Below are 23,374 nucleotides of genomic sequence, written 5' to 3' on the forward strand. Positions count from 1 at the left end.
ATGAGGCACGTTCTTTCGGGCCTGGCGCTGGCCATGGGTGCGGCGCTGTCGCTCGGTGTACAGGCAGCCGACCAGGCGCAGGTCAAGCGTGGCGAATACCTGGCCCGCGCGGCCGACTGCATGGCCTGCCACACGGCCGAAGGCGGTGCGCCGTTCGCCGGCGGCCTGCCGATCCATTCTCCGTTCGGCACCATCTACGGCACCAACATCACCTCGGACAAGCAGTTCGGTATCGGTGACTACAGCCGCGACGAATTCTTCGCCGCCCTCACCGAGGGCAAGCGCAAGGACGGCGCCAACCTGTATCCGGCGATGCCCTACACCTCGTACCACTTGATCAAGCGCGAGGATGCCGACGCCATCCACGCGTACTTGATGACCGTGCCGCCGATCAACCGGCCCGCGCCTGAAACCAGCCTGAGCTTCCCGTTCAACGTGCGCATGGGCCTGGCCGGCTGGAACATGCTGTATGGCAAGAGCGTGCAGTTGCAGGCCACCGAGGGCAAGAGCGAGGCTTGGCAGCGCGGGCAGTACATGGTGGAGGTACTCGGCCACTGCGGCGAATGCCACACCCCGCGTAACCGCATCGGCGCCCTGGAGCAGGACAAACGCTTGACCGGCGGCCTGTTGGCCGGCTACCTGGCACCCAGCCTGCTGGCCCAGGACCTGGCCGAGCGCGGCTGGACCCAGCCGGACCTGACCACGTTCCTCAAGCACGGCATCAGTGCCCAGGGCAGCATGTTCAACGAGATGTTCCCGGTGGTGCACCACAGCACCCAGCATCTGGAAGACGCCGACCTGGCCGCGATGGCGACCTATCTGCTGGGTGACCAGCCACCGAAGGCCAAGGTCGTGCAGGCCGTGCCGGTGGACCAGCTCGGCGAGAGCGCCCAGCGTGGCCGCCAGCAGTACCTCAACGTCTGCGCCGGCTGTCATGGCGTCGAGGGCGAGGGCAAGCCGCACATCGCGGTCGCCATGCAGGGCAACACCGTGCTGCGCCAGGCCGACTCGCGCAACCTGGCCAAGGTGATCCTCGAAGGCATCCGCGAGCAGCAGTTCACCGGTTTCGAGCGCATGCAGCCCATGCCGGGCTTTGCCGACAAGCTCGACGACGGGCAAGTCACCGACCTGGTGAACTACCTGCGTGAAGCATGGGGCGGGCTGCCGGGGGACTTGAGTACCCAGCAGCTGGCGAACCTGAAGACGGAGTGAGCCGTGCAGCATCTTGATCTGCAAGTGGTACGACAGGCGCTGCAATGGTCCGGCCAGGGCCAGCGTGTGTGGCTGTGCACCGTGCTCTTCACCTACGGCTCGGCGCCCCGTGCGCCGGGCTCGCTGTTGGCGGTCAATGAGCGCGGGCAGTGGGTGGGGTCGCTTTCTGGCGGCTGCGTCGAGGAAGACTTCCTGGCGCGGGTCGGCGAAGGCGAGTTTGCAGGGCCGGTCGCGGTTGTGCGCTATGGCGATGGTAGCGACAGCCGCTCGAATATTCGGCTTCCGTGCGGCGGTGTGCTCGATGTCCTGGTGGAGAACCTGCCAGCGGATTGCGACGTGCAGGCGCACTTGCGCGAGCTGGAGTCGGCCTTGCTCGGCCAGCGTCGGCTGTTACGCCAGGTGAGCCTGCACGATGGCCAGCGCCGGTTGAGCGACGATATCGAGCAGGGGCCTCGGGTGGCCTACGACGAGGCCGCCGTCCATCTGCGGGTGGGCGCGGCCCAGCGTTTGCTGCTGGCAGGGTATTCCAGCGTCGCGCACTTCTGCGCGGAGTTCGGCAAGGGGCTTGGTTTTGAAGTCATCCTCTGCGAACCCCGCGAGGAGGTGCTCGACGGCGTGGAGCTCGACGGCATCGAGATTCGTCGCGAGCTGCCGTCGGTGTTCATTGCCAATGGCGGCTGCCACCGCGACACGGCGGTCGTGGCCCTGACCCACGATCCCAAGATCGATGATCTGGCCATGCTCGAAGCGGTACGCACCGAGGCGTTCTACATTGGGGTGATGGGTTCGCGCACCACCTCAGAGAAACGCCGCGAACGCCTCCAGCGCATCGGCAAGCTGGATGAGCAGGCGCTGGGGCGGATTCACGCTCCCATCGGCCTGAACCTGGGCAGCAAGACACCTGCGGAAATCGCCTTGGCAGTGCTTGCGGATGTGCTGCGTACCCGCAGCGGCATCGCCCGCGAGGCGCTGTGACGGTCGTTGCGCTGGTACTGGCCGCCGGACGCAGTGCGCGTTTCGGCAGCGACAAGCGCCGTGCGCCTCTGGCTGACGGGCGTAGCCTGTTGGCGCACAGTGTCGAGCAGGCCTTGGCCGTGTTCGACGAGGTGCGGGTGGTGCTGCGTGAGGGGGAAGGCATGCAGGAGTTGGGACTGCCTGCCGGCTGCCGGGTGGTCCCCAGCCCGGATGCTGCCTTGGGCATGGGCCACAGCCTCGCGGCGGGCGTGGCCTCGCTTCAGGACGGCAATGCCCACGCGGTCGCTATCTTGTTGGGGGACATGCCCTGGATCTTGCCGGACACCTTGCGGCGAATGGCGCAGGCCGCTTCGGCATCCAGCATCCTGTTGCCCTCGCATGAGGGGCGACAGGGGCATCCTGTGGTGTTCGGCCGTACCTTTTGGCCGGAACTGATGCGCCTTACTGGCGACGAAGGTGCGCGCTCGGTGCTGCGCTCACACCGGGATTGCTGCGTGCTGCTCGAGGTGGACGACGCCGGCGTATTGCGTGATGTGGATACGCCGGACGCGTTGGCGGCAAGGGCCTCGCCCCTGTAAGAGCGGGTTCACTCGCGAACACCGGCCACCGCTGCACGGTCTGCTTCGCGGCGGTTCGACGCTTAGATAACCCCCCATCCACAGGCTCAGTGGTGCTGTCCTTGTGGGTAGGGGGCTTGTCCTGCGCCGGGCTGCGCAGCAGCCTCGATGGTCTTCCGTCTGGCTAGGCCGCCAGGCGCCCACTGGCAATCGCCTGCGAAGCCGCCAGCATGGCGCGCAGCAACACCGCGCAGCCGGCCGCCAGGTCCTCTGGCGTGGCATTCTCGATTTCGTTGTGGCTGATGCCGCCTTCGCAGGGTACGAAGATCATCCCTGCAGGGCCAAGCTCGGCGAGGAAGATCGCGTCGTGCCCCGCACCGCTGACGATGTCCATGTGCGCCAGGCCCAGGTTGCGCGCCGAGTCGCGCACGGCTTCGACGCAACCTGTGTCGAAGTACAGGGCAGGGAAGTCCGCGGTCGGTGTCAGCGTGTAGCTCAGGCCATGCCGCTGGCAGGTGCTGTCGATCACCTGGCGGACCTCAGCGATCATCGCATCCAGCTGCTCACCCTCCAGGTGACGAAAATCGAGGGTCATGCGCACTTCGCCGGGGATGACGTTGCGCGAGCCAGGGTAGGCCTGCAGGCAGCCCACGGTGCCGCAGGCGTGCGGTTGGTGGCTCAGTGCGGCGCGGTTGACCGCGGCCACCACGTCGGCCGCGCCCACCAGGGCGTCCTTGCGCAGGTGCATCGGTGTTGGACCGGCATGGGCCTCGACGCCGCGCAGGGTCAGGTCGAACCACTTCTGGCCCAAGGCGCCCAGCACCACGCCGATGGTCTTGGCTTGGTCCTCGAGGATCGGCCCTTGCTCGATGTGCGCCTCGAAGTAGGCACCCACCGGGTGACCGAGCACGGCCCGTTGACCGGCATAGCCGATGGCATCGAGCGCCTCGCCGACGGTCATGCCCTGGGCATCGACTTTGGCCAAAGTTTCTTCGAGGGTGAACTTACCGGCGAACACGCCTGAGCCCATCATGCACGGGGCAAAGCGCGAGCCCTCCTCGTTGGTCCATACCACCACTTCCAATGGCGCCTCCGTCTCCACACCCAAGTCATTGAGGGTGCGGATCACTTCCAGGCCGGCCATGACCCCGAAGCATCCATCGAACTTGCCCCCGGTGGGCTGGGTGTCGATGTGGCTGCCGGTCATCACCGGTGGCAGCTTCGGATTGCGTCCTGGCCGGCGGGCGAAAATGTTACCGACTGCATCGATGCTGACGTCGCAACCGGCGGCCTCGCACCATTGCACGAACAGGTCGCGCGCCTGGCGGTCGAGGTCGGTCAGGGCCAGGCGGCAGACGCCACCCTTGGCGGTGGCGCCGAGGCGCGCCAGGTCCATCAGGGATTGCCACAGGCGCGCACTGTCGATATGGCGCTCGCTCGATTGCAGGACATGCTGGGCGGGAGTGCTCATGGGTATCTCCTCAGGCTGTTGTTATCCGGTTGGGCGCAGGTCTTGCGTCACGGTATTGGTTTGACCAGTCGGCTGGGTTTGCGCAGCGCCACGCTGCCCAGGGCGTAATAGAGCGTGCCGCCGAGCAGGGAGCCTGTGAACCAGCCGTAGTCGTAGAACCAGCTGAAGCGGTCGTTGCCGATGGCCATGATCGTCAGCGCCACGGGCAGGGCGAAGGCGGCGAAGCCCGCCCAGTTCCAGGCGGGGTAAACGTCGTCACGGTACAGACCAGCCAGGTCCAGGCGTTGCCGGCGGACCAGGAAGTAGTCCACCACCATGATTCCGGCAATCGGCCCGAGCAGGCTGGAGTAGCCCAGCAACCAATTGGAATAGACACTCTCAAGGCTCAGGTCCGAGACGATCCAGCCAAGCTTTTTCAACAGCTCGTGAGCCATCAGGGCCAGGCCGATGAAACCGGTGAGCCACACGGCGCGGCTACGGCCGATCAGCCGTGGGGCGATGTTCTGGAAGTCGTTGGTGGGCGAGACGATGTTCGCCGCCGTGTTGGTCGACAGCGTGGCGATGATGATCAGCGCCATGGCCAGTGCCACCCAGCCTGGGCTCTGGATGTGACCGATCAGGCTGACAGGGTCCGACACTGTCTCACCGACCAGGGACGCCGAGGCCGCCGTCATGATCACGCCCAGGGAGGCGAACAGGAACATGGTCAGCGGCAAGCCGAAGATCTGCCCGAGGATCTGGTCTTTCTGGCTCCTGGCGTAACGGCTGAAATCCGGGATGTTCAGCGACAGCGTCGCCCAGAACCCCACCATGGCCGTGAGCCCCGCGCAGAAGTAGCCCACCACGCTGGCGCCTTCCGGACGCTTGGGCGGCTGGGCCAGCAACTCGGTCATCGACATGTGCGGCAGCGCCCACATCAGCAGGCCGAAGCCCACCGCCACGAGCAGTGGGGCCGACAGGGTTTCGAGCCATTTGATCGACTCCGCACCGCGCAGCACCACCCACAAGTTGAGCGACCAGAACACCATGAAACCGATCACCTCGCCGGTGCCGCCCAACGACTTCCAGCCCTCGAACAGCGACCCGAGGAACAGGTGAATGGCCAGGCCACCGAACATTGTCTGGATACCGAACCAGCCGCAGGCGACCACTGCGCGGATCAGGCAGGGCACGTTGGAGCCCAGGATGCCGAAGGAGGCGCGTAGCAGGACGGGGAAGGGGATGCCGTACTGGGTGCCGGGAAAGGCATTGAGCGTCAAGGGAATCAACACGATCAGGTTGGCCAGCAGGATCGCCAGCAACGCCTCGCCGACGCTCAGGCCGAAATAGGCGGTGAGCACGCCACCGAGTGTGTAGGTGGGTACACAGATGGACATCCCCACCCACAGGGCGGTGATGTGCCATTTGTTCCAGGTCCGTTGATGCACCTTGGTCGGTGCGATGTCGTGGTTGTAGCGCGGGCTGTCCAGGACATCGCTGCCGGCGGACAGCTCAAACAGCCCGTCCTGCTCGATCACTTGCGATCTGCTCTGTTGCATGGGGCTCTCCAGGTTTTTCTTGTAGTTGTTCGCTCATCGGGCTGATGCGATGGCCGGAGTACACACACCATCAGTACTGCACCTTCGGTCCGGCCAGGCGGTTGGGGCCGCACTCAACAAACGTGCCGGGTTGGCCCTGGACCTTCCCGGATGGCCGCCGCCGACCGAAGGTAATGCGCTGCAAAGCATTTCTCGACAACAACAGCGGGCGCGGCACCTGCCGCGCCCGCTGTTTTCGTGTTGTACGGACCAGATTTCAAACAGCTGAATTTGCATGGAAAATCTCGACCAATTTCGCTTCTTGTCAAGTGAGTCAAGCTGGTTCGAGGTCCGCTGTTTTTCCTGTTTTTTATAAAAAACTAATAAAAACAAGATGTTAATGATTGACGGTTTTGCCAATTAATTTTTTGACCAAACCCGGATCAGCAACTAGATTCCAATCTTGTCAGGTCTGACAGGATTGCATGTTCCTTTCCAGGCCTAGGCCACATAACAATTTCAAGAACCGGCCCTGACCGGTCAGCCTGCGAGGAAAACGGCATGTCCCTGTTGATCCGTGGCGCCACCGTGGTTACGCATGAAGAACACTATCGCGCAGATGTCCTGTGCGCCGATGGCCTGATCCGCGCCATCGGGGAAAACCTCGACCCACCGGCCGACTGCGAGATTCTCGACGGCAGCGGCCAATACCTGATGCCAGGCGGCATCGACCCCCACACTCACATGCAGTTGCCGTTCATGGGCACGGTAGCCAGCGAGGACTTCTTCAGCGGCACGGCCGCAGGCCTTGCCGGTGGCACCACGTCGATCATCGACTTCGTCATCCCCAACCCGCAGCAATCGCTGCTGGAGGCTTTCCACACTTGGCGTGGCTGGGCGCAGAAATCCGCCGCCGACTATGGCTTTCATGTCGCCATTACCTGGTGGAGCGAGCAGGTGGCCGAAGAAATGGGCGAACTGGTCGCCCACCACGGGGTGAACAGCTTCAAGCACTTCATGGCCTACAAGAACGCCATCATGGCGGCCGACGACACTCTGGTGGCCAGCTTCGAACGTTGCCTGCAACTGGGGGCGGTGCCCACGGTGCATGCCGAGAACGGCGAGCTGGTGTTCCACTTGCAGCAGAAGTTGCTTGCCCAAGGCCTGACCGGGCCAGAAGCGCATCCGCTGTCGCGTCCCTCCCAGGTCGAGGGCGAAGCCGCCAGCCGCGCCATTCGCATCGCCGAGACGCTCGGGACACCGCTGTACCTAGTGCATGTCTCCAGCCGCGAAGCCCTGGATGAGATCACCTACGCCCGGGCCAAGGGCCAGCCGGTGTACGGCGAGGTGCTGCCGGGCCATTTGCTGATCGACGACAGCGTCTACCGCGACCCTGACTGGGCCACGGCCGCAGGCTACGTGATGAGCCCGCCGTTCCGCCCGCGCGAACATCAGCAAGCGCTGTGGCGTGGGCTGCAATCGGGCAGTCTGCATACCACCGCGACAGACCATTGCTGCTTCTGCGCCGAGCAGAAGGCCATGGGCCGCAACGACTTCAGCCGCATTCCCAATGGCACCGCCGGCATCGAGGACCGCATGGCGGTGCTGTGGGACGCCGGCGTGAACAGCGGGCGCCTGTCGATGCACGAGTTCGTTGCGCTGACCTCCACCAACACCGCGAAGATCTTCAACCTGTTCCCGCGCAAGGGCGCCATTCGCGTTGGGGCCGATGCCGACCTGGTGCTCTGGGACCCCCAAGGCACGCGCACGATTTCCGCCCAGACCCATCACCAGCGAGTGGACTTCAACATCTTCGAGGGGCGCACGGTCCGTGGCGTGCCCAGCCACACCATCAGCCAGGGCCGCGTGTGCTGGGCCGATGGCGATTTGCGCGCCGAGCCCGGGGCAGGGCGCTATGTGGAGCGTCCGGCCTACCCAGCGGTGTACGAAGTGCTGGGCCGACGTGCCGAGCAGCAGCGGCCGACGCCCGTCAGCCGCTGAGCCTGAGGGCTGCGCTGGCAGCCCTTCAGACACCACGAACTGCCGTTGACTGCCATCCCGAGAACGCCGGGCGGGTGACCGCCGCCCGGCCAATAAGAAAGAGAGGCTACAACCGTGATCGATGCCCTGAACCACTTGCCCAAGCCCCGGGCCAGCCGTGAGCAGCTGGCCGAGGCGTTCACCGATCTTGCACCTGCGCTGACGGCGCGCCAGGCTGCCGTGGAAAGCGCACGCTGCCTTTACTGCTACGACGCGCCTTGCGTCAATGCCTGTCCCAGCGAGATCGACATCCCCTCGTTCATCCGTCGCATTGCCGACGAGAACCTGCAGGGCGCTGCCGAGCGCATCCTTTCGGCCAACATCCTCGGTGGCAGCTGCGCCCGCGTCTGTCCGACCGAGATCCTCTGCCAGCAGGCCTGCGTACGCAACAACGCCCAGGAGTGCGCGCCAGTGCTGATCGGCCAGTTGCAGCGCTACGCGCTGGACAATGCAGGCTTCACCGGGCATCCGTTCCAGCGCTCACCGGCTACCGGCAAGCGCATTGCCGTGGTCGGCGCAGGGCCGGCCGGGCTTTCCTGCGCCCATCGCCTGGCCATGCAGGGCCACGATGTGGTGATCTTCGAAGCGCGGGAGAAGGCCGGTGGCCTCAATGAGTACGGCATCGCCCGCTACAAGCTGGTGGATGACTACGCCCAGCGCGAGGTCGAGTTCCTGCTCGGTATCGGCGGTATCGAAATCCGCCATGGCCAGGCGCTGGGAGCCAACCTCACCTTGACGGAGCTGCGTGGGCAGTACGATGCAGTGTTCCTCGGCCTGGGCCTTGGGGCCGTGCGCCAACTGGGCTTGCAGGATGAAGAGGCCCCAGGCGTGCTTGGCGCTACTGCATACATCCGCGAGTTGCGCCAGGCCAGCGATCTGACGCAACTGCCCGTGGCCGACCGCTGCCTGGTCATCGGTGCAGGCAACACCGCCATCGACATGGCGGTGCAGATGAGCCGCCTGGGCGCGCGGGACGTGAATCTGGTGTATCGCCGCGGCCAGGCCGACATGGGCGCGACCGGGCATGAGCAGGACATCGCCAAGGCCAACCAGGTGCGCCTGCACACCTGGGCCCGCCCCGACGCGGTGCTGCTCGATGACTGCGGCCGGGTGCGCGGCATGCGCTTTGCCCGCACGGCGCTGGTCGATGGGCGACTGACCGACACGGGCGAGACATTCGAACTGGCCGCCGACGCCATCTTCAAGGCCATTGGCCAACGCTTCGACGATGCAAGCCTGGCCGATCCGCTGGCGGCGCAGCTGGAGCGCGACGGCGAGCGCATCCGCGTCGATGCGCAGATGCGCACCAGCCTGCCAGGCGTCTATGCCGGTGGCGACTGCACCGCGCTGGGCCAGGACTTGACTGTCCAGGCCGTGCAACATGGCAAACTGGCTGCCCAAGCCATCCATGCCGAACTCATGCTCAACGTGGAGGCTGCGTAAATGGCCGACTTGTCTATCGTCTTCGCCGGCATCAAGGCGCCTAATCCTTTCTGGCTGGCCTCCGCGCCGCCCACCGACAAGGCCTACAACGTGGTGCGCGCCTTCGAGGCCGGTTGGGGCGGGGTGGTATGGAAGACCCTCGGCGAGGACCCTGCGGCGGTCAACGTGTCGTCGCGCTACTCCGCGCACTACGGCCCCAACCGCCAGGTGCAGGGCATCAATAACATCGAGCTGATCACCGACCGCTCGCTGGAGATCAACCTGCGCGAGATCACTCAGGTGAAGAAAGACTGGCCTGACCGCGCATTGATCGTGTCGCTGATGGTGCCCTGCGTGGAGGAGTCCTGGAAATTCATCCTGCCGCTGGTGGAGGCCACGGGCGCCGACGGTATCGAGCTGAACTTCGGTTGCCCCCATGGCATGCCGGAACGGGGCATGGGTGCGGCGGTCGGCCAAGTGCCGGAGTACGTGGAGATGGTCACCCGCTGGTGCAAGACCCATTGCTCGCTGCCGGTGATCGTCAAGCTGACGCCCAACATCACCGACATACGCCAGTCAGCCCGCGCCGCCCATCGTGGCGGAGCGGACGCGGTGTCGCTGATCAACACCATCAACTCCATCACCAGTGTCGACCTTGATCGGATGGTCGCGCATCCGATCGTGGGCGAGCAGAGCACCCATGGCGGTTACTGCGGTTCGGCGGTCAAGCCGATTGCGTTGAACATGGTGGCCGAGATCGCGCGGGATCCGCAGACGCGCGGCCTGCCGATCTGCGGCATCGGCGGTATCGGCAACTGGCGGGACGCCGCGGAGTTCGTCGCCTTGGGCTGTGGCGCGGTGCAGGTGTGCACGGCAGCGATGCTGCACGGTTTCCGTATTGTCGAGGACATGAAAGATGGCCTGTCGCGTTGGATGGATCAGCACGGCCATCACAGCCTGGAGGCCTTCCGCGGTCTGGCGGTGGGGCACACGACCGACTGGAAGTACCTGGACATGAATTACCAGGTTGTGGCCCACATCGACCAGCAGGCCTGCATCGGCTGCGGTCGCTGCCACATCGCCTGCGAGGACACCTCGCACCAGGCCATCGCCAGCACCCTCAAGGCCGACGGCACCCATGCCTACAGCGTGATCGACAAGGAATGCGTAGGCTGCAACCTGTGCCAGATCACTTGCCCGGTGGAGGGCTGCATCGACATGGTGGCGCAGGACACCGGCAAGCCCTACCTCAACTGGACCCAGGATCCACGCAATCCCTATCGCGAGGCCAGTTGATCCCTGGCTGGCCGGACGTGAGCTTGGGGCTGCTGCGCAGCCCATCGCAGGCTGTCGCCAGTTCCCACGGTTAAACAGCAAGATCTGTGGGCGCTGGCGACAGCCTGCGATGGGGCGTGTATCGGCCCCAGGGGCAGCAATGGGATCAGGGTTCCAGGCCGATGCCGCGCAGGATCACGCAGGTCACGGTCTGCACGGCCCGCTCGAAGGCCGGGTCTGACAGCGGCTCGCCGCCATTGAGCAGCGTCACCTGATAGCCGAAGTCGGCGTAGTGCTGGGTCGCGGCCCAGATCATGTACAGCAGTGCCGAAGGCTCCACCGGCAGGATACGTTTTTCCTCCACCCAGCGACGGATCTTGGCTTCCTTCATCAGCGCCCAGGGCACCAAGTCGTCGTCCAGGCTGGCGCCGAGCAGGGGCGCGCCATGCAGGATCTCTTCGGCCCAGACCTTCGAGCCCAGCGGCCGCGAGCGCGAATGACCCATCTTTGCGCGAATGTAGCTGGTCAGTACCACCCGCGGATCCTCGAAGCGCTCGAAGCACAGGGCGTCCTGCTTCCACACTTCCAGCAGATCGCGCAGCACCGCCTGGTACAGCTCGTCCTTGGTGCTGAAGTAGTAGTGCAGGTTGGAGCGGGGCAGTTCGGCTTGCTCGGCGATATCGCCCATGGAGGTGCCGGCGTAGCCTTTTTCGGCAAATACCTTTTCGGCGGCCTGCAGGATCTTTTCGACGTTGCGTCGACGGATCTCGATCTTGTGGTTGGTCATAGCCTGTCCATTGCAACCTTCGCCCGCCAAGGCTAACAGCTTTACAGGGCACGGCCCAAAGCGAATGCACGACCTGCAAGCCTCTGGTTGGCATCTATGGCCACTGTGCACTACCGTTCAAGCAACGGGGCCTGCGCCATTTATCGCTTTCTTTGATGCCCAGACCACGAATCAACGTTGTCAGGACGACGTCACTCGTTTGGCTTACGGAGTAGACAAGCAAATGCAGGATGTCCGTCCGAACCCGCGTCTTCTCTTGGCCCACGATGCTGGGCAGCCGATCTTCATGGAATTTTTGCAGCAGGCTCAGCGCTCGCCGCAGGCGCCTGCCATTGTTTCCGAGCATGGCATCTGTACTTTTCTTGAGCTTGAGGCGATCAGCCGGGGTATTGCAGCGTTGCTGATCGAAAGCGGGGTGCATCAAGGCGATCGCGTCGTGATCGTTTCGAGCCGGTGCGCGGGGCTGGTCTACGCCATGCTCGGTGCCTCGCGGGCGGGCGCGATCTTCACGGTGGCCGACACGGCCTACCCGAAGGCGCGTATCGCTCAGATCCTGCATACGCTGCAACCTGCCTTCGTCTTGTTGGCCGGGGCGGCGCAGCTTGAACTCGATGACGCGTCCATTCGGGTGGAACGGGTGCCTGAGCCGGCAGGTGAGGCCCTGGCGCGCTTTGCCCATCATCAACAGCAGTTGCCGTTGGTCGATCCTGATCAACCGGCCTATATCACCTTTACGTCCGGCAGCACTGGCGAGCCCAAGGGCGTGGTGACGACCCACGCGCCATTGGTGCACTTCATCGGCTGGCATGTTCGCCAGCATGGATTTTCCCAAGACGACTGCTTCTCGCTGCTCTCCGGGCTGGGCCATGACCCGGTGTACCGGGATGTGTTCACGCCGCTGTCCATCGGTGCCAGGGTTGCGATCCCTGCACAGACCACAGTGATCGACCCGACTGCACTGGCGGCCTGGCTGCAGGCCCAGGCGGTCTCGGTGGTTCACCTCACACCGCCCCTGGGCAAGCTGATCGAGACCGGCGCCAGGCTCGGCGGCATCAGGCTCGATGCGCTGCGCTACCTGTTCTGGGGCGGCGAAGCGCTGGGCAGCGCCCTGTATGGGCAAATACGCGAAATCGCCCCCAACGCCTGCTGCGTCAACTTCTACGGCACCACCGAAACGCCCCAGGCCATGGCGTACCACCGGATCGATCCGGGCGCCGACCACAGCAGGATCCCCCTGGGCAAAGGCATCGATGGCGCGCAGCTGCTGGTCGTGGATGACGCTAACCAACTGGCCGGGCAAGGGCAGGTTGGCGAGATCCTGATCCGCAGCCCCTATCTGTCCCAGGGGTACTGGGGCGATACGGTCCAGACCCGCCAACGCTATGTGCCCAACCCCTTCACCCAGGCCGAAGACGACCTGTGCTACCGCACCGGTGACCTGGGCAGTTACGGTGCCGACGGCAGCGTCACGTTCCTTGGCCGTGGAGACAGCCAGGTCAAGATACGTGGGCACCGGATCGAACTGGCGGAGATCGAAGCGGTGTTGGCCCGGCACCCGCAGCTCAGGCAATGCGTGGTGCTGGCCGACACCGAAGGCCCCAGCACCAAGCTGGTGGCCTATTGCGTTGCCAACGATGCGACGTCCTCCCAGGCGCTGCGCGAGTACGCTGCCAGCCAATTGCCGGACTACATGGTGCCGGCGTTGTTCGTGATGCTCCAGGCGATTCCGATCACGCCGAACGGCAAGGTCGACAAGCGTGCCTTGCAGGCGCTGCGCGGCGACATCGAGGCGAGCACCGTGCAGGCAAACCAGGCGCTGTCGCCGGTGGCGCAAAAGCTGGTCAGCGCCTGGTCAGAAATCCTGCAGACGCCTGAGATCGACCCGAACCTGTCATTCGTCGAACTGGGCGGCGATTCGCTGTCGTTCGTCCAGGCCTCGATGGTGCTGGAGACGCTCATCGGCCCGCTACCGGCGCAATGGGAGCTCAAGCCGATCCATGAGCTGTGTCAGCTAAGTGCCACGCGGCCAGCGGCCAGGCCTATGATCCGCGCCGTGGAGATCCCGGTGCTGTTGCGGGTGCTGTCGATCCTGCTGATCGTCATCGGGCATTTTCACGGTGGCTCGGGTTGGCCGATCGTGGGCGAAACGTCGGTGTTGTTCGCGGTGTCCGGGCTTGCCCTGGCGCGGTTTCAACTCAAGGCCATCGACGACTATGGCAGCGTGCGCACGCTGATTCGCTCGATCGCCGTCATCGTGGTGCCGACCCTGCTCTATACGCTGTTGACCCAGGTCGTGTTCGGCAACGTGCACTGGCAGGCTTTCTTGCTGATCGCGAACTGGTACCCGCCAGCGGTCACCGGAGGTTTTTCGTATTGGTACATCGAGCTGCTGGTGCAGATGCTGGCGATCATGGCGGTGGTGCTGTCGTTCGCCCGGGTCAGGACGCTGGTCATGGCGGCGCCGTTTCGCGTGCTGCTGGCCGGCGCCTGCGCGGCGGCCGTGGCGGGCCTGTTGATCGATGCCTATATCTTCGATGCAAGTGCGCTCTACAACCGCGTGCCCCAGCATTACCTTGCGGTCCTGGTGCTGGGCATGGCGATTCATTTTGCCCGGACCACGCCGCAGAAATGGCTGGCCAGCGCGGTGGTGGTGCTCGTGCTGGGCGGGCAGCGTGTGGTGGATGTGCTGGCGCATGGGGTGGACTTCAGCCAATACGTCGATGTGGCCATCCCGGCGGTGCTGACGATGATTTGGTGGCGCGCCGTTCCCCTGCCTGACCTCATTGCCCGTGGGGCTGCCTTGATCGCATCCTCGACGCTGTTCATCTACCTGACCCACTATCAGTTCCAGTCCGTCGCGCGCCGTCTGGGCGATGTGCCGGGGCTCGATGTGGTTCTGGCCATCGTCGGCGGGATCGCTGTGGCTTATGCCTGGAACAAAGCCGTCCGCTTCGTCTCGATGCGCTGGAGTGGCGGCGCCAAGCGCAGCGCGGAAAAGTTCGAGCGCGTCCTGTGACGGGGCTGTGCGGGGGCTGACTGGCCTGCTAACGTGCCCACTTGCACCTGCACAGGCCTCGCCCCATGCCCGTCGTCGACAACCTGATCGCCTTCACCTTCGCCGCCACGGTGCTGACCCTCACGCCGGGCCTGGACACTGCATTGATTTTGCGTACAGCCACGGTGGAGAGCCGCACCCAAGCCATGCGCGCCGCCTTGGGCATCAACGCAGGCTGCCTGCTGTGGGGCGCTGCGGTGGCATTCGGGCTCGGGGCCCTGATTGCGGTCTCGGAGCTGGCCTACAACCTGCTGAAATACTGCGGCGCGGCCTACCTGGCTTACCTGGGGCTGAACATGCTGTTGCGCCCGCGCCAGGCCTTGTCGGCTGCCGGCGAGCAGGCCAGGCCTGTGGCCAACTGGTTTCTCAAGGGCATGATGGGCAACCTGCTCAACCCCAAGGTCGGCATCTTCTATGTGTCCTTCTTGCCTCAGTTCATCCCCCAAGGCGAGCCGCTGGTGGCCTGGACCTTCGGCCTGGTCGGGATCCATGTGGTGCTGGGGCTGCTCTGGGCGAGCGCCCTGATCGCCGCGACCCAGCCGCTGGCGACGGTGCTGCGCCGGGGCCCGGTGATCCAATGGATGGACCGCACCACCGGGCTGATCTTCGTTGCCTTCGCCGCGCGTCTGGCCTTGAGCAGGCGCTGAGCAGCACGCAGTTCAGCGGCGCACGGGAAGTACCACCTGCGCCAGCAATCCGCCGCTGTCGCGATTGCGCAGGGTCAGCTCGCCGCCCTGCTCGCGAACGATCGCCCGCGCCGCCGAAAGCCCCAGGCCAACGCCACCGGTGTCACGGTTGCGCGAGGCCTCCAGGCGAAAGAACGGGGCGAACACCTGCTCCAGCGCGGCCTCGGGAATCCCTGGCCCTTCGTCGCTGACATCGATGCGCACCGCCTGATCGTCCTGGGTCAGGGTAATGGCCGGGTTTCGTCCGTACTTGAGGGCGTTTTCCAGCAGGTTGACGACCACCCGCTTGATGCCCAGCGGACGCCCCAAGTGCACCAGGTGGGCGGGGCCCGTGAAGTCGACGGCGATGTCCTGGTCGCGGTAGTCGTCGACGATGGTGTGCAAAAGCTCGGAGAGATCGAACGCGGTGCTGGGCTCGCGCTGGGTGTCTTCGCGAAAGAACGCCAAAGCGGCGTTGATCATCGACTGCATTTCCTCGACATCGCGAATGAGCTTGCGCTGGTGATCCAGGTCTTCCATGAACTCGCTGCGCAGGCGCATGCGTGTGAGCGGGGCGCGCAGGTCGTGGGAGATCGAGGCGAGCATGTGGGTGCGTTCTGCGACGAAATGCTGGATCTGCGCCTGCATGGTATTGAAGGCGATGATCGCCTGGCGGATTTCCTCGGGGCCTTGCACCTCGATGGGCGGGGCGCGCAGGTCATCGCCGAAGCGCCGCGCCGCGCTGGCGAAGCGCTGCAAGGGACCTGCCAGCTGGCGCGTGGCGATCCAGGCCACCAGCAGGGTGGCCACCAGGCCGAGGGCGATGATCACGGCGATGCGCACGTTAGCGCGCAAGCCCCAGCTGCGTTCGGGCGGGGTGAAGGACAGCCAGCTGCGGTCCTGAAGCTGAACCAGCGCCACGTAACGGGCCTGAGGGCTATCGCCGGGCCAGTCGTCGGGGGTGAAGATGTCGATTTCCCGGCCATCGCCCAGCAATCGGTGCAGCACCGGCACCTGGCCTGCATCGAGCCGTGCGCCGTCGCTGGGCAGCTGGAAGTCGGCGCGCTGCGCATTCCAGGCCACCCGCAGCATGGGGTTGCTGGCGGCGCTTGCCAATTGCGCTCGCAGCGGCGCAGGCGCAGCTTCGATCACCCGGGTGGTCGAGGCGATCTGCTCCAGCAGGCCGGTGCGTTCGATGGGCGGGCGCGCCCAGGTGCCGGCGACCTGGACGAACAGGGCGTTGAGGGCCAGCGAGGCGAGCATCGCGGCGACGATGGTCAGGGCGATACGGCGCCTGAGGGTGTCGCGACGCAGCAGTGGCTCGATCATGAGCGGGTGACCTTGGCCGTGAACAGGTAGCCACCGTTGCGCACCGTGCGGATCAGTTCGGGGCGTTTGCTGTCCGGCTCGATCTTGCGCCGCAGGCGGCTGACCTGCACGTCGATGCTGCGGTCGAACGCCTCATGGCCCTGGCCGTGGGCCAGGTCGATCAACTGCTCGCGGGTGAGGATGCGCTGGGGGTGTTCGAGAAACACCACCAGCAAGTCGAACTCGCCACCGGACAAGGGCACCATCACGCCCTCGGAGGAGCGCAATTCGCGGCAGGTGATATCCAGGTGCCAACCTGCAAAGTGGATGACCGGCCGTGTCGGTTCGCCTGCCGGGAGGTTTGGCTGGCCGATGCGTCGCTGCAGCGCGCGAACCCGGGCGAGCAATTCGCGCGGCGCAAAGGGTTTGGTCAGGTAATCGTCCGCACCGAGCTCCAGGCCCACGATGCGATCGCTCAGCTCGGCCATGGCGGTGAGCATGATGATCGGAATACCGGTCTGGGCATGGACCTTCTGGCACAGGCTCAGGCCGTTTTCCCCGGGCAGCATCAGGTCGAGGATCACGGTGTCGGGCCGCTGCGCCGCAATCGCCGCCCACATGGCCTCGCCGTCGGCTGCGACGTCCACCTCATAGGCGTGCTGAACGAAGAATTTCTTCAGCAGGGTCAGGATTTCCACGTCGTCGTCGACGATCAGCAATCGGCTCACGTTCACAGGGTCCAGGGCTAGAAAGGGCGGTATCTAAAACCATTCTGCTGCTTGGGTCATTTATTTCAATCGAGCAACATTCCTTCAGGCCTGACATCAAGCGGACATCCTCTGGCAAAACGCCTTGGGTACTTTGCACGCCTTCGTTTTTGGGGGCTTGCATGAAGGATTTGAGCAACAGGTACACCACCGATCAGGGCGCGGCTGCACGCCCGTTGATCCTGGCCCAACGCACCACCGCGCCAGAGCAGGATGCACCGATTCTGTTCCAGCAGTCCTGCCTGGGCGTGGCCGAGGATCAAGAGCGCATCGTCCTGCGTCGCTATTTCGAGCGCTACAGCCCGGACAGCGGACATTGGGTGCAATACGTCCACTCGATCCCCACGGCCGATTTCATCCACTGGATCATGACCCATGGCCAGTTGCACATCGAATGCTCGGACAACACCCCGGACACCCACGGCCACGCCTGAGCGGCGCCGGCCATCGAGCAGAACAAGGACCTTTGATTGATGAAAAAGCATCGCTCGCTGCCGCTGGTGCTGGCGGCCACCCTGAGCTTGTCGGCATGCAGCAGCAAGACCGTCAGCCCCAAGATGTACACAGGGTTTCTGAAGGACTACAGCCAGTTGGCGCCGCACCAATCACCCTCGGGCCAGCAGGTGTCGAGTTGGGTCAGCCCGGCGCTCAAGACCGGTCGCTACAAACAGGTGTACCTGGAACCGAGCCAGTTCTATCCGCGGCCTGAGCCGACCGAGCGGATCCCCCGCAGCACCTTGATCAACGTCACCGGCTACTACGATGCGGCGCTGAGGCTGGAGTTGGGAAAAGTCGTCCCCCTGGCCTCCAAGCCTGGCCCGGACACGCTGGTCGTCAGGCCTGCCATCACCCGGATCGCCACCTCCACCCAAGGCCTGCGCTTCTATGAGTGGCTGCCGGTCACGCTGGTGGCCGCTGGCGTGAGTGCGGCGACGGGGATACGCGACCAGGACAGCGAGATCGCCACCGAGGTGTCCTTCGAGGACGGCGAAACCGGCGCGGTCGTCGCCGAGCTGGTGCGCAAGGGCACGGGTGTACCGCTGGACAATGACAAGCAGGTCTTGACCGCGCACAACGTCAAGGCAGTGCTCGATGGCTGGGCGGGTGACCTGCGTACGGCCTATTCGGCGCGTCTTCAGTAGAAACTCTTGCGCGGGATGAACGAAAGGGCTGCGTAACAGCCCTTTGTTTTTGCATCGGTAGACGTTTGCCGTGGCTCAGTCCCAGATCGGCGCCAGGCCGTCAGGGCTGACCTCGCGTCCGTTGCGCTCGAGCTTGGCGATGCGCGCCATGTCCTCGTCGTCCAGGCGCAGGTCTCGGGCAAGCAGGTTGCTGGCCAGGTTCTCGGGCTTGGTGGAGGAGGGGATGACCGCATAGCCCAGCTGCATCGCCCAGGCCAGCGCGACTTGTGCGACGGTCGCCTTGTGCTTGGCGGCGATGTCGGCCAGCACAGGGTCCTTGAGCACCTTGCCGTAGGCCAGGGTCATGTAGGACGTGACGGTGATGCCTTGCTCCTTGAGGAATGCTGCGAGCTTGGTGTTCTGCAGGTACGGGCTGAGTTCGATCTGGTTGGTGGCGATCTCGCCCTTGCCGACCACCTCGATGGCCTGGCGGGTCAGTTCGATGTTGAAGTTGGAGACGCCGATCTGACGCGTCAGGCCTTGCTTCTTGGCGTCGGCCAGGGCGGTCATGTATTCGCGCAGTTCGACGCCGTTGCCGGGGGCTGGCCAGTGGATCAGCAGCAGGTCGACATGATCGGTGCGCAGCTTCGCCAGGCTCTCGCGCAGGCTCGGGATCAGCTTGTCGGCGGCATAGTTGTCGACCCAGATCTTGGTGGTGATGAACAGCTCGTCACGCGGTACGCCGCTCTCGAAGATCGCCTGGCCCACGTCGGCTTCGTTGCCGTAGATCTGCGCGGTATCGATGACGCGGTAGCCCAGCTCAAGGGCGGACTTGACCGAGTCGATGACGGCTTGACCGGTGAGGCGGAAGGTGCCGAGGCCGAAAGAGGGAATGCTCATTGATCTGCTCCTGGTAAGTGTGGCAAGGATCGAACCCAGAGATAGTGTGGCCCGGAATCGATCGAGTGAGACCAGTGTGCGGATTTACCGAAGATTGATTAAGACGCCGGTGAACCAAGGTCATTTGACTTCAAATCATCAATGGCCGGTGGCGCGTGCGTGAGGCAGGGGCAATGGGCGAAAACGACACGGCCCGCCAAAGGGCGGGCCGGTCGGTGCTGGCTGTGACGATCAGCGGCGGCGGAACAGCGGCAGCGGCTCGTCGGTGGCGCCCTGGTAGGTCACCGAGAAGTCCTTCAGGCTCTGCAGCGCGTCTTCTGGGTCCTTGTCCGCGCGGATGGCGAAGGCGTCGAAACCGCAGCGGGCCATGTAGAACAGCTGGTCGCGCAGCACGTCGCCAATGGCGCGCAGCTCGCCTTTGAACCTGTAGCGGTCCCGCAGCAGGCGCGCGTTGGAGTAGTTGCGCCCGTCGGTGAAGGCCGGGAAGTTCAAGGCGATGACCTGGAAGGCATCCACGTCTTCGCCGATCTCTTCGGCTTCTTCGTCGCTGTCCAGCCATACACCCAGGCCGCCGTCGCGTGCCTTGAGGGCATGGGCGTGGTCACGCCACATTTGCAGCGGGACGATGTAGTCGTCGCAGTTGGTCAGCTCGTCGAACGAGGTGCCTTTGGGCAGCAGGTGCCAGGTTTCGTCGACCAGTTGGTTGTTTTTAATGATTCGCTGCATAGACGCGTTCCTTGAAGGGGTCGATGCCAATACGCTGGTAGGTGTCGATGAAGCGCTCGTCTTCGGTACGCTGTTCCACGTACACGTCGATCAGCTTCTCGATCACATCGGCCATTTCGTCCTGGGCGAAGGAGGGACCGAGGATCTTGCCCAGGCTCGCATCGCGCGCGGCGTTGCCACCCAGGGAGACCTGGTAGAACTCTTCGCCTTTCTTGTCCACACCGAGGATGCCGATGTGGCCAACGTGGTGGTGACCACAGGCGTTCATGCAACCGGAGATGTTCAGGTCGATCTCGCCGATGTCGAACAGGTAGTCCAGGTCGTCGAAGCGGCGCTGGATGGATTCGGCGATCGGGATCGACTTGGCGTTGGCCAGCGAGCAGTAGTCGCCGCCCGGGCAGCAGATGATGTCGGTCAAAAGGCCGACGTTCGGCGTGGCGAAGCCCTGTTCGCGCAGCTCCAGCCAGAGGGCGTGCAGTTGGCGCTGCTCGACGTCGGCCAGGATGATGTTCTGCTCGTGGGAGGTGCGCAGGAAGCCGAAGCTGTAACGTTCGGCAAGGTCGGCCACGGCGTCGAGCTGCTTGTCGCTGATATCGCCCGGGGCAACGCCGGTGGGCTTGAGCGACAGGGTGACAGCGACATAGCCGGGCTTCTTGTGGGCGCGGGTGTTGCGTGAGCGCCAGCGGGCGAAGCCTGGGTATTGCTCGTCCAGCGAGGCGTAGTCGACGTTGTCCAGGGCCAGGTAGGCCGGGTCGACGAAGTGGCGCGACACGCGCTGCAACTCGGCTTCGGTCAGGGTGGTCGGGCCGCCACGCAGGTGGGCCATCTCGGCCTCGACCTTCTCGGCGAACACTTCCGGGGTCAGGGCCTTGACCAGGATCTTGATCCGCGCCTTGTACTTGTTGTCACGGCGGCCGTAACGGTTGTACACGCGCAGGATGGCGTCCAGGTAGCTGATCAGGTCTTGCCAGGGCAGGAATTCATTGATGAACGAGCCGACCACAGGAGTACGGCCCAGGCCGCCGCCGACCAGTACACGGAAGCCCAGCTCACCGGCCTCGTTGTACACCGGCTCCAGGCCGATATCGTGGACTTCGATGGCGGCGCGGTCTTCCTTCGAGCCGTTGATGGCGATCTTGAACTTGCGCGGCAGGTAGGCGAATTCCGGGTGGAAGGTGGTCCACTGGCGGACGATTTCGCACCACGGGCGTGGGTCGATCACTTCATCGGCGGCGACGCCGGCGAATTGGTCGGTGGTGGTGTTGCGCAGGCAGTTGCCGCTGGTCTGGATCGCGTGCATCTGCACGGTGGCCAGCTCTGCCAGGATGTCCGGGATGTCCTCGAGTGCCGGCCAGTTGTACTGGACGTTCTGGCGGGTACTGATGTGGGCGTAGCCCTTGTCGTAGTCACGGGCGATCTTCGCCAGTACGCGGACTTGGCGTGCGTTCAGCTGGCCATAGGGCACGGCGACACGCAGCATGGGCGCAAAACGTTGGATATACAGGCCGTTCTGCAGGCGCAGAGGGCGGAATTCTTCTTCGCTCAGCTCACCGGCCAGGTAGCGGCGGGTCTGATCCCGGAACTGCTTGACGCGGTCCTCGATGATCCGCTGGTCGTACTCGTCGTATACGTACATATAAGTCCTGTCTCAGGCTGCAGGCAGCTATTCGCGCGCACGGCCGCGCACTCCGCTTCGGAGCCGGAGCACGATATCAGGTTGTGTTTATGCGCTAAAGTGATGTTTTTGCATATGAAAAGAACCAATAGGACTAAGTGAGATCCACTGGCATTTGCCCGCCTTCAGGCCCCGTCCGTTTATACTCGCGCGTTTGTTTCGCAACGGATGTCATCGAATGCTCAAGGCCTTGTGCCAGGCCCTGTCGCTGAGCTTGCTCCTGGCAGCAGCGAACGCGCAGGCCGCCTCCGTGGTGTTCCTCAACCCAGGCTTTTCCCATGAGGCTTTCTGGGTCGGCTACTCGCGCTTCATGCAGGCGGCCGCGCAGGAGCTGGGCATGGACTTGCGCATCGAATACAGCGAGCGGCGCACGGACCTGGCGCTGGCCCAGGCCCGCGCGGTGCTGACCGGGCCCCAGCGCCCGGACTACCTGGTCTTGGTCAACGAGCAATACCTGGCCCCGGAAATCATCCGCCTGGCACAGGGGCTTGGCGTCAAGTTGTTCCTGGTCAACAACGGCCTGACCGAAACCCAGGCGCGCAGCATTCAGGCTCAGCCGGACCGCTATGCGCAGGTGCTGGGCACCCTGACTGCCAACGACGAGCAGGCGGGCTACCAGATGCTGCGGCAGATGGTTGCCATGCTGCCGCCAGGTCCGGGACCGGTGGACCTGGTGGCGTTCGCCGGGGTCAAGACCACCCCGGCCTCCCAATTGCGCGAGCAAGGCATGCGCCAAGCCCTGGCGGACTTCCCCCAGGTGCGCCTGCGCCAGGTGGTCTATGGCGGCTGGAGTCGCAAGCGCGCCTATGAACAGGCCCAGTTGCTGGCAGAGCGCTATCCGGATACGCAGTTGGTGTGGTCTGCCAACGACGAGATGGCTTTCGGTGCCATGCAGGCATTTGAAGAGAAGGGACGCACGCCTGGGCGTGATGTGATCTTCGGCGCCATCAACAGCTCTCCCGAAGCGCTGCGCGCGCGAATCGATGGGCGTCTGAGTGTGCTGATGGGCGGGCATTTCACTTTGGGCGGCTGGGCCATGGTGATGTTGCATGACGATGCCTTGGGGCTGGCGATCAATCGTGATGGTCTGCAAGCGCACACGATGCCGGTGTTGCAGTCCTTCGACCAGGCCAAGGCCCGCCGCTGGCTCAAGTTGCTTGAAAGCTGCGACGACATGGGGGTGGATTTTCTGCGCTACAGCGCAGAAGGGCGACCGGAAGGTTTTCGTTATCCGTTTTTGGCCAAGCCTGTCGACTATTGAAAGACCTTGCTTGAGAGAAGGCCATTGCTGGGCTTAACTGCTGGTTGAAGTGCATTCCCATAACCACTACAAGAGGCAATGCAATGGGAAACTCGACCAAGTTGCGCAAAGCTGACAGCACTGTCGACGCCTGGGCGATCCTCTGCCTGATCGTCCTGGTCGTCGTGGCCGCCGTGTATTGGGTCAGCCACCAATAGCGCCGATCTTCAGACCTTGAGCAAACCGGAACCGCCCGCGGAAGGGATATCCGCGGGCGGCTTGCGTTCTAGCGGGCGGTCAGGTGCATGGCCAATTGCACCAGGCCGATCAGTGCGAGGATGAACACCAGGGTGAACAAGGTGCCCAGTGCGATGAAGTGACTGGCCTTGCCATGGGTGAAGTCGCGCGCGCGGTTCTTGCCGCTCTGCACGCCGAAGGCGGCGGCGAGGATGCTGTGAAGCATCTGCCAGAAGGTGGGCGGTTTGCCGGGGTCGTTGTCATCCATGAAGGGCTCCTGAAAACAGAGACAATCACACGACAGTGTAGACAGGCCTGTGGACGCTGCGCAGCTCTTCGCGGGTAAACCAGCTCCCACAAGGATCACTGTGAACCCTATGGGAGCGGGTTTACCCGCGAGAGTGCCGCAGCGCGGCCGCCTAGC

General features: G+C 64.3%; 20 protein-coding genes. 11 read left to right on the forward strand and 9 right to left on the reverse strand.

Features of this window, described 5'->3' with window-relative positions; all coding sequences use genetic code 11:
• Genes DQ397_RS24145 through DQ397_RS24155 form a run of 3 tightly spaced genes read left to right on the forward strand, consistent with a single transcriptional unit; the run spans position 1 to position 2,765 of the window.
• Positions 1 to 1,212: a cytochrome c gene (locus DQ397_RS24145; RefSeq protein ID WP_043206964.1), complete on the forward strand. Its 1,212-nt coding sequence runs from the start codon at positions 1 to 3 to the stop codon at positions 1,210 to 1,212.
• A gap of 3 nt (positions 1,213 to 1,215) precedes the next feature.
• Positions 1,216 to 2,187 carry an XdhC family protein gene (locus DQ397_RS24150; RefSeq protein WP_043206962.1) on the forward strand — a complete coding sequence of 324 codons (972 nt, stop codon included), beginning with the start codon at positions 1,216 to 1,218 and terminating at the stop codon, positions 2,185 to 2,187.
• Positions 2,184 to 2,765, forward strand: a complete 582-nt coding sequence (locus DQ397_RS24155; RefSeq protein ID WP_043206960.1) for an NTP transferase domain-containing protein — start codon at positions 2,184 to 2,186, stop codon at positions 2,763 to 2,765. The genes DQ397_RS24150 and DQ397_RS24155 overlap by 4 nt, the downstream gene beginning before the upstream one ends.
• Positions 2,766 to 2,928: 163 nt before the next feature.
• On the opposite strand, the gene DQ397_RS24160 is transcribed toward DQ397_RS24155, so the two are convergent.
• On the reverse strand, positions 2,929 to 4,215 hold the full coding sequence (locus DQ397_RS24160; protein WP_043206957.1) for a Zn-dependent hydrolase: 1,287 nt from the start codon (positions 4,213 to 4,215) through the stop codon (positions 2,929 to 2,931).
• A gap of 47 nt (positions 4,216 to 4,262) precedes the next feature.
• Positions 4,263 to 5,753 carry an NCS1 family nucleobase:cation symporter-1 gene (locus DQ397_RS24165; protein ID WP_043206955.1) on the reverse strand — a complete coding sequence of 497 codons (1,491 nt, stop codon included), beginning with the start codon at positions 5,751 to 5,753 and terminating at the stop codon, positions 4,263 to 4,265.
• Positions 5,754 to 6,293: 540 nt separating this feature from the next.
• Between DQ397_RS24165 and hydA the strand changes: the two genes are divergently transcribed.
• From hydA to preA, 3 genes are all read left to right on the forward strand, one after another.
• On the forward strand, positions 6,294 to 7,733 hold the full coding sequence (hydA, locus tag DQ397_RS24170; protein ID WP_043206953.1) for a dihydropyrimidinase: 1,440 nt from the start codon (positions 6,294 to 6,296) through the stop codon (positions 7,731 to 7,733).
• Positions 7,734 to 7,847: 114 nt separating this feature from the next.
• Positions 7,848 to 9,215 carry an NAD(P)-dependent oxidoreductase gene (locus DQ397_RS24175; RefSeq protein WP_043206950.1) on the forward strand — a complete coding sequence of 456 codons (1,368 nt, stop codon included), beginning with the start codon at positions 7,848 to 7,850 and terminating at the stop codon, positions 9,213 to 9,215.
• The gene (gene preA / locus DQ397_RS24180; protein WP_043206949.1) at positions 9,216 to 10,490 is read left to right on the forward strand and encodes an NAD-dependent dihydropyrimidine dehydrogenase subunit PreA; all 1,275 of its coding nucleotides are present in this window, start codon (positions 9,216 to 9,218) and stop codon (positions 10,488 to 10,490) included.
• A 145-nt stretch (positions 10,491 to 10,635) separates the two neighbouring features.
• Here the strand turns inward: preA and DQ397_RS24185 are convergent, their stop codons facing one another.
• Positions 10,636 to 11,256 carry a TetR/AcrR family transcriptional regulator gene (locus DQ397_RS24185; protein ID WP_043206947.1) on the reverse strand — a complete coding sequence of 207 codons (621 nt, stop codon included), beginning with the start codon at positions 11,254 to 11,256 and terminating at the stop codon, positions 10,636 to 10,638.
• A 223-nt stretch (positions 11,257 to 11,479) separates the two neighbouring features.
• Here DQ397_RS24185 and DQ397_RS24190 point away from each other — a divergent pair, with 223 nt between their 5' ends.
• On the forward strand, positions 11,480 to 14,272 hold the full coding sequence (locus DQ397_RS24190) for an amino acid adenylation domain-containing protein (RefSeq protein WP_043206945.1): 2,793 nt from the start codon (positions 11,480 to 11,482) through the stop codon (positions 14,270 to 14,272).
• 65 nt (positions 14,273 to 14,337) lie between these two features.
• Positions 14,338 to 14,958: a LysE family translocator gene (locus DQ397_RS24195; protein WP_043206943.1), complete on the forward strand. Its 621-nt coding sequence runs from the start codon at positions 14,338 to 14,340 to the stop codon at positions 14,956 to 14,958.
• Between the two features lie 12 nt (positions 14,959 to 14,970).
• Here the strand turns inward: DQ397_RS24195 and DQ397_RS24200 are convergent, their stop codons facing one another.
• The gene (locus DQ397_RS24200; protein ID WP_148921643.1) at positions 14,971 to 16,305 is read right to left on the reverse strand and encodes an ATP-binding protein; all 1,335 of its coding nucleotides are present in this window, start codon (positions 16,303 to 16,305) and stop codon (positions 14,971 to 14,973) included.
• Positions 16,302 to 17,027, reverse strand: a complete 726-nt coding sequence (locus tag DQ397_RS24205) for a response regulator (protein WP_043206941.1) — start codon at positions 17,025 to 17,027, stop codon at positions 16,302 to 16,304. Before DQ397_RS24205 ends, DQ397_RS24200 begins: the two co-directional genes overlap by 4 nt.
• A gap of 146 nt (positions 17,028 to 17,173) precedes the next feature.
• Here DQ397_RS24205 and DQ397_RS24210 point away from each other — a divergent pair, with 146 nt between their 5' ends.
• Positions 17,174 to 17,485 carry a hypothetical protein gene (locus DQ397_RS24210; protein ID WP_043206939.1) on the forward strand — a complete coding sequence of 104 codons (312 nt, stop codon included), beginning with the start codon at positions 17,174 to 17,176 and terminating at the stop codon, positions 17,483 to 17,485.
• A 39-nt stretch (positions 17,486 to 17,524) separates the two neighbouring features.
• Entirely contained in the window at positions 17,525 to 18,193 is a 669-nt protein-coding gene (locus tag DQ397_RS24215; protein WP_043206936.1) for a DUF3313 domain-containing protein, read from the forward strand.
• A gap of 75 nt (positions 18,194 to 18,268) precedes the next feature.
• Here the strand turns inward: DQ397_RS24215 and dkgB are convergent, their stop codons facing one another.
• The 3 genes from dkgB to DQ397_RS24230 form a co-directional block, all read right to left on the reverse strand.
• Positions 18,269 to 19,072 (reverse strand): 2,5-didehydrogluconate reductase DkgB, encoded by an 804-nt coding sequence (gene dkgB / locus DQ397_RS24220; protein ID WP_043206934.1) that lies wholly within the window; start codon positions 19,070 to 19,072, stop codon positions 18,269 to 18,271.
• Positions 19,073 to 19,303: 231 nt separating this feature from the next.
• Positions 19,304 to 19,798 (reverse strand): DUF934 domain-containing protein, encoded by a 495-nt coding sequence (locus DQ397_RS24225; RefSeq protein ID WP_043206931.1) that lies wholly within the window; start codon positions 19,796 to 19,798, stop codon positions 19,304 to 19,306.
• Complete coding sequence (locus tag DQ397_RS24230; protein WP_043206929.1) at positions 19,782 to 21,434, reverse strand: nitrite/sulfite reductase; 1,653 nt, start codon at positions 21,432 to 21,434, stop codon at positions 19,782 to 19,784. The genes DQ397_RS24225 and DQ397_RS24230 overlap by 17 nt, the downstream gene beginning before the upstream one ends.
• A gap of 217 nt (positions 21,435 to 21,651) precedes the next feature.
• On the opposite strand from DQ397_RS24230, the gene DQ397_RS24235 reads away from it, so the two are divergent.
• Positions 21,652 to 22,734, forward strand: coding sequence for an ABC transporter substrate-binding protein (locus tag DQ397_RS24235; RefSeq protein WP_043206926.1), 1,083 nt, complete (start codon positions 21,652 to 21,654; stop codon positions 22,732 to 22,734).
• 265 nt (positions 22,735 to 22,999) lie between these two features.
• On the opposite strand, the gene DQ397_RS24240 is transcribed toward DQ397_RS24235, so the two are convergent.
• Positions 23,000 to 23,218 (reverse strand): DUF2970 domain-containing protein, encoded by a 219-nt coding sequence (locus DQ397_RS24240; RefSeq protein ID WP_043206924.1) that lies wholly within the window; start codon positions 23,216 to 23,218, stop codon positions 23,000 to 23,002.
• Between the last annotated feature and the right edge of the window lie 156 nt (positions 23,219 to 23,374).

The sequence above is a fragment of the Pseudomonas sp. CK-NBRI-02 genome, assembly GCF_008124495.1.
Classification (GTDB): domain Bacteria; phylum Pseudomonadota; class Gammaproteobacteria; order Pseudomonadales; family Pseudomonadaceae; genus Aquipseudomonas; species Aquipseudomonas guariconensis.

Excerpts from the sequence above, each read along its gene's own strand:
- DQ397_RS24145 (WP_043206964.1), top strand. The coding sequence starts at position 1 with ATGAGGCACGTTCTTTCGGGCCTGGCGCTGGCCATGGGTGCGGCGCTG.
- DQ397_RS24160 (WP_043206957.1), bottom strand. The coding sequence starts at position 4,215 with ATGAGCACTCCCGCCCAGCATGTCCTGCAATCGAGCGAGCGCCATATC.
- DQ397_RS24165 (WP_043206955.1), bottom strand. The coding sequence starts at position 5,753 with ATGCAACAGAGCAGATCGCAAGTGATCGAGCAGGACGGGCTGTTTGAG.
- hydA (WP_043206953.1), top strand. The coding sequence starts at position 6,294 with ATGTCCCTGTTGATCCGTGGCGCCACCGTGGTTACGCATGAAGAACAC.
- preA (WP_043206949.1), top strand. The coding sequence starts at position 9,216 with ATGGCCGACTTGTCTATCGTCTTCGCCGGCATCAAGGCGCCTAATCCT.
- DQ397_RS24185 (WP_043206947.1), bottom strand. The coding sequence starts at position 11,256 with ATGACCAACCACAAGATCGAGATCCGTCGACGCAACGTCGAAAAGATC.
- DQ397_RS24190 (WP_043206945.1), top strand. The coding sequence starts at position 11,480 with ATGCAGGATGTCCGTCCGAACCCGCGTCTTCTCTTGGCCCACGATGCT.
- DQ397_RS24195 (WP_043206943.1), top strand. The coding sequence starts at position 14,338 with ATGCCCGTCGTCGACAACCTGATCGCCTTCACCTTCGCCGCCACGGTG.
- DQ397_RS24200 (WP_148921643.1), bottom strand. The coding sequence starts at position 16,305 with ATGATCGAGCCACTGCTGCGTCGCGACACCCTCAGGCGCCGTATCGCC.
- DQ397_RS24210 (WP_043206939.1), top strand. The coding sequence starts at position 17,174 with ATGAAGGATTTGAGCAACAGGTACACCACCGATCAGGGCGCGGCTGCA.
- DQ397_RS24215 (WP_043206936.1), top strand. The coding sequence starts at position 17,525 with ATGAAAAAGCATCGCTCGCTGCCGCTGGTGCTGGCGGCCACCCTGAGC.
- dkgB (WP_043206934.1), bottom strand. The coding sequence starts at position 19,072 with ATGAGCATTCCCTCTTTCGGCCTCGGCACCTTCCGCCTCACCGGTCAA.
- DQ397_RS24225 (WP_043206931.1), bottom strand. The coding sequence starts at position 19,798 with ATGCAGCGAATCATTAAAAACAACCAACTGGTCGACGAAACCTGGCAC.
- DQ397_RS24230 (WP_043206929.1), bottom strand. The coding sequence starts at position 21,434 with ATGTACGTATACGACGAGTACGACCAGCGGATCATCGAGGACCGCGTC.
- DQ397_RS24235 (WP_043206926.1), top strand. The coding sequence starts at position 21,652 with ATGCTCAAGGCCTTGTGCCAGGCCCTGTCGCTGAGCTTGCTCCTGGCA.
- DQ397_RS24240 (WP_043206924.1), bottom strand. The coding sequence starts at position 23,218 with ATGGATGACAACGACCCCGGCAAACCGCCCACCTTCTGGCAGATGCTT.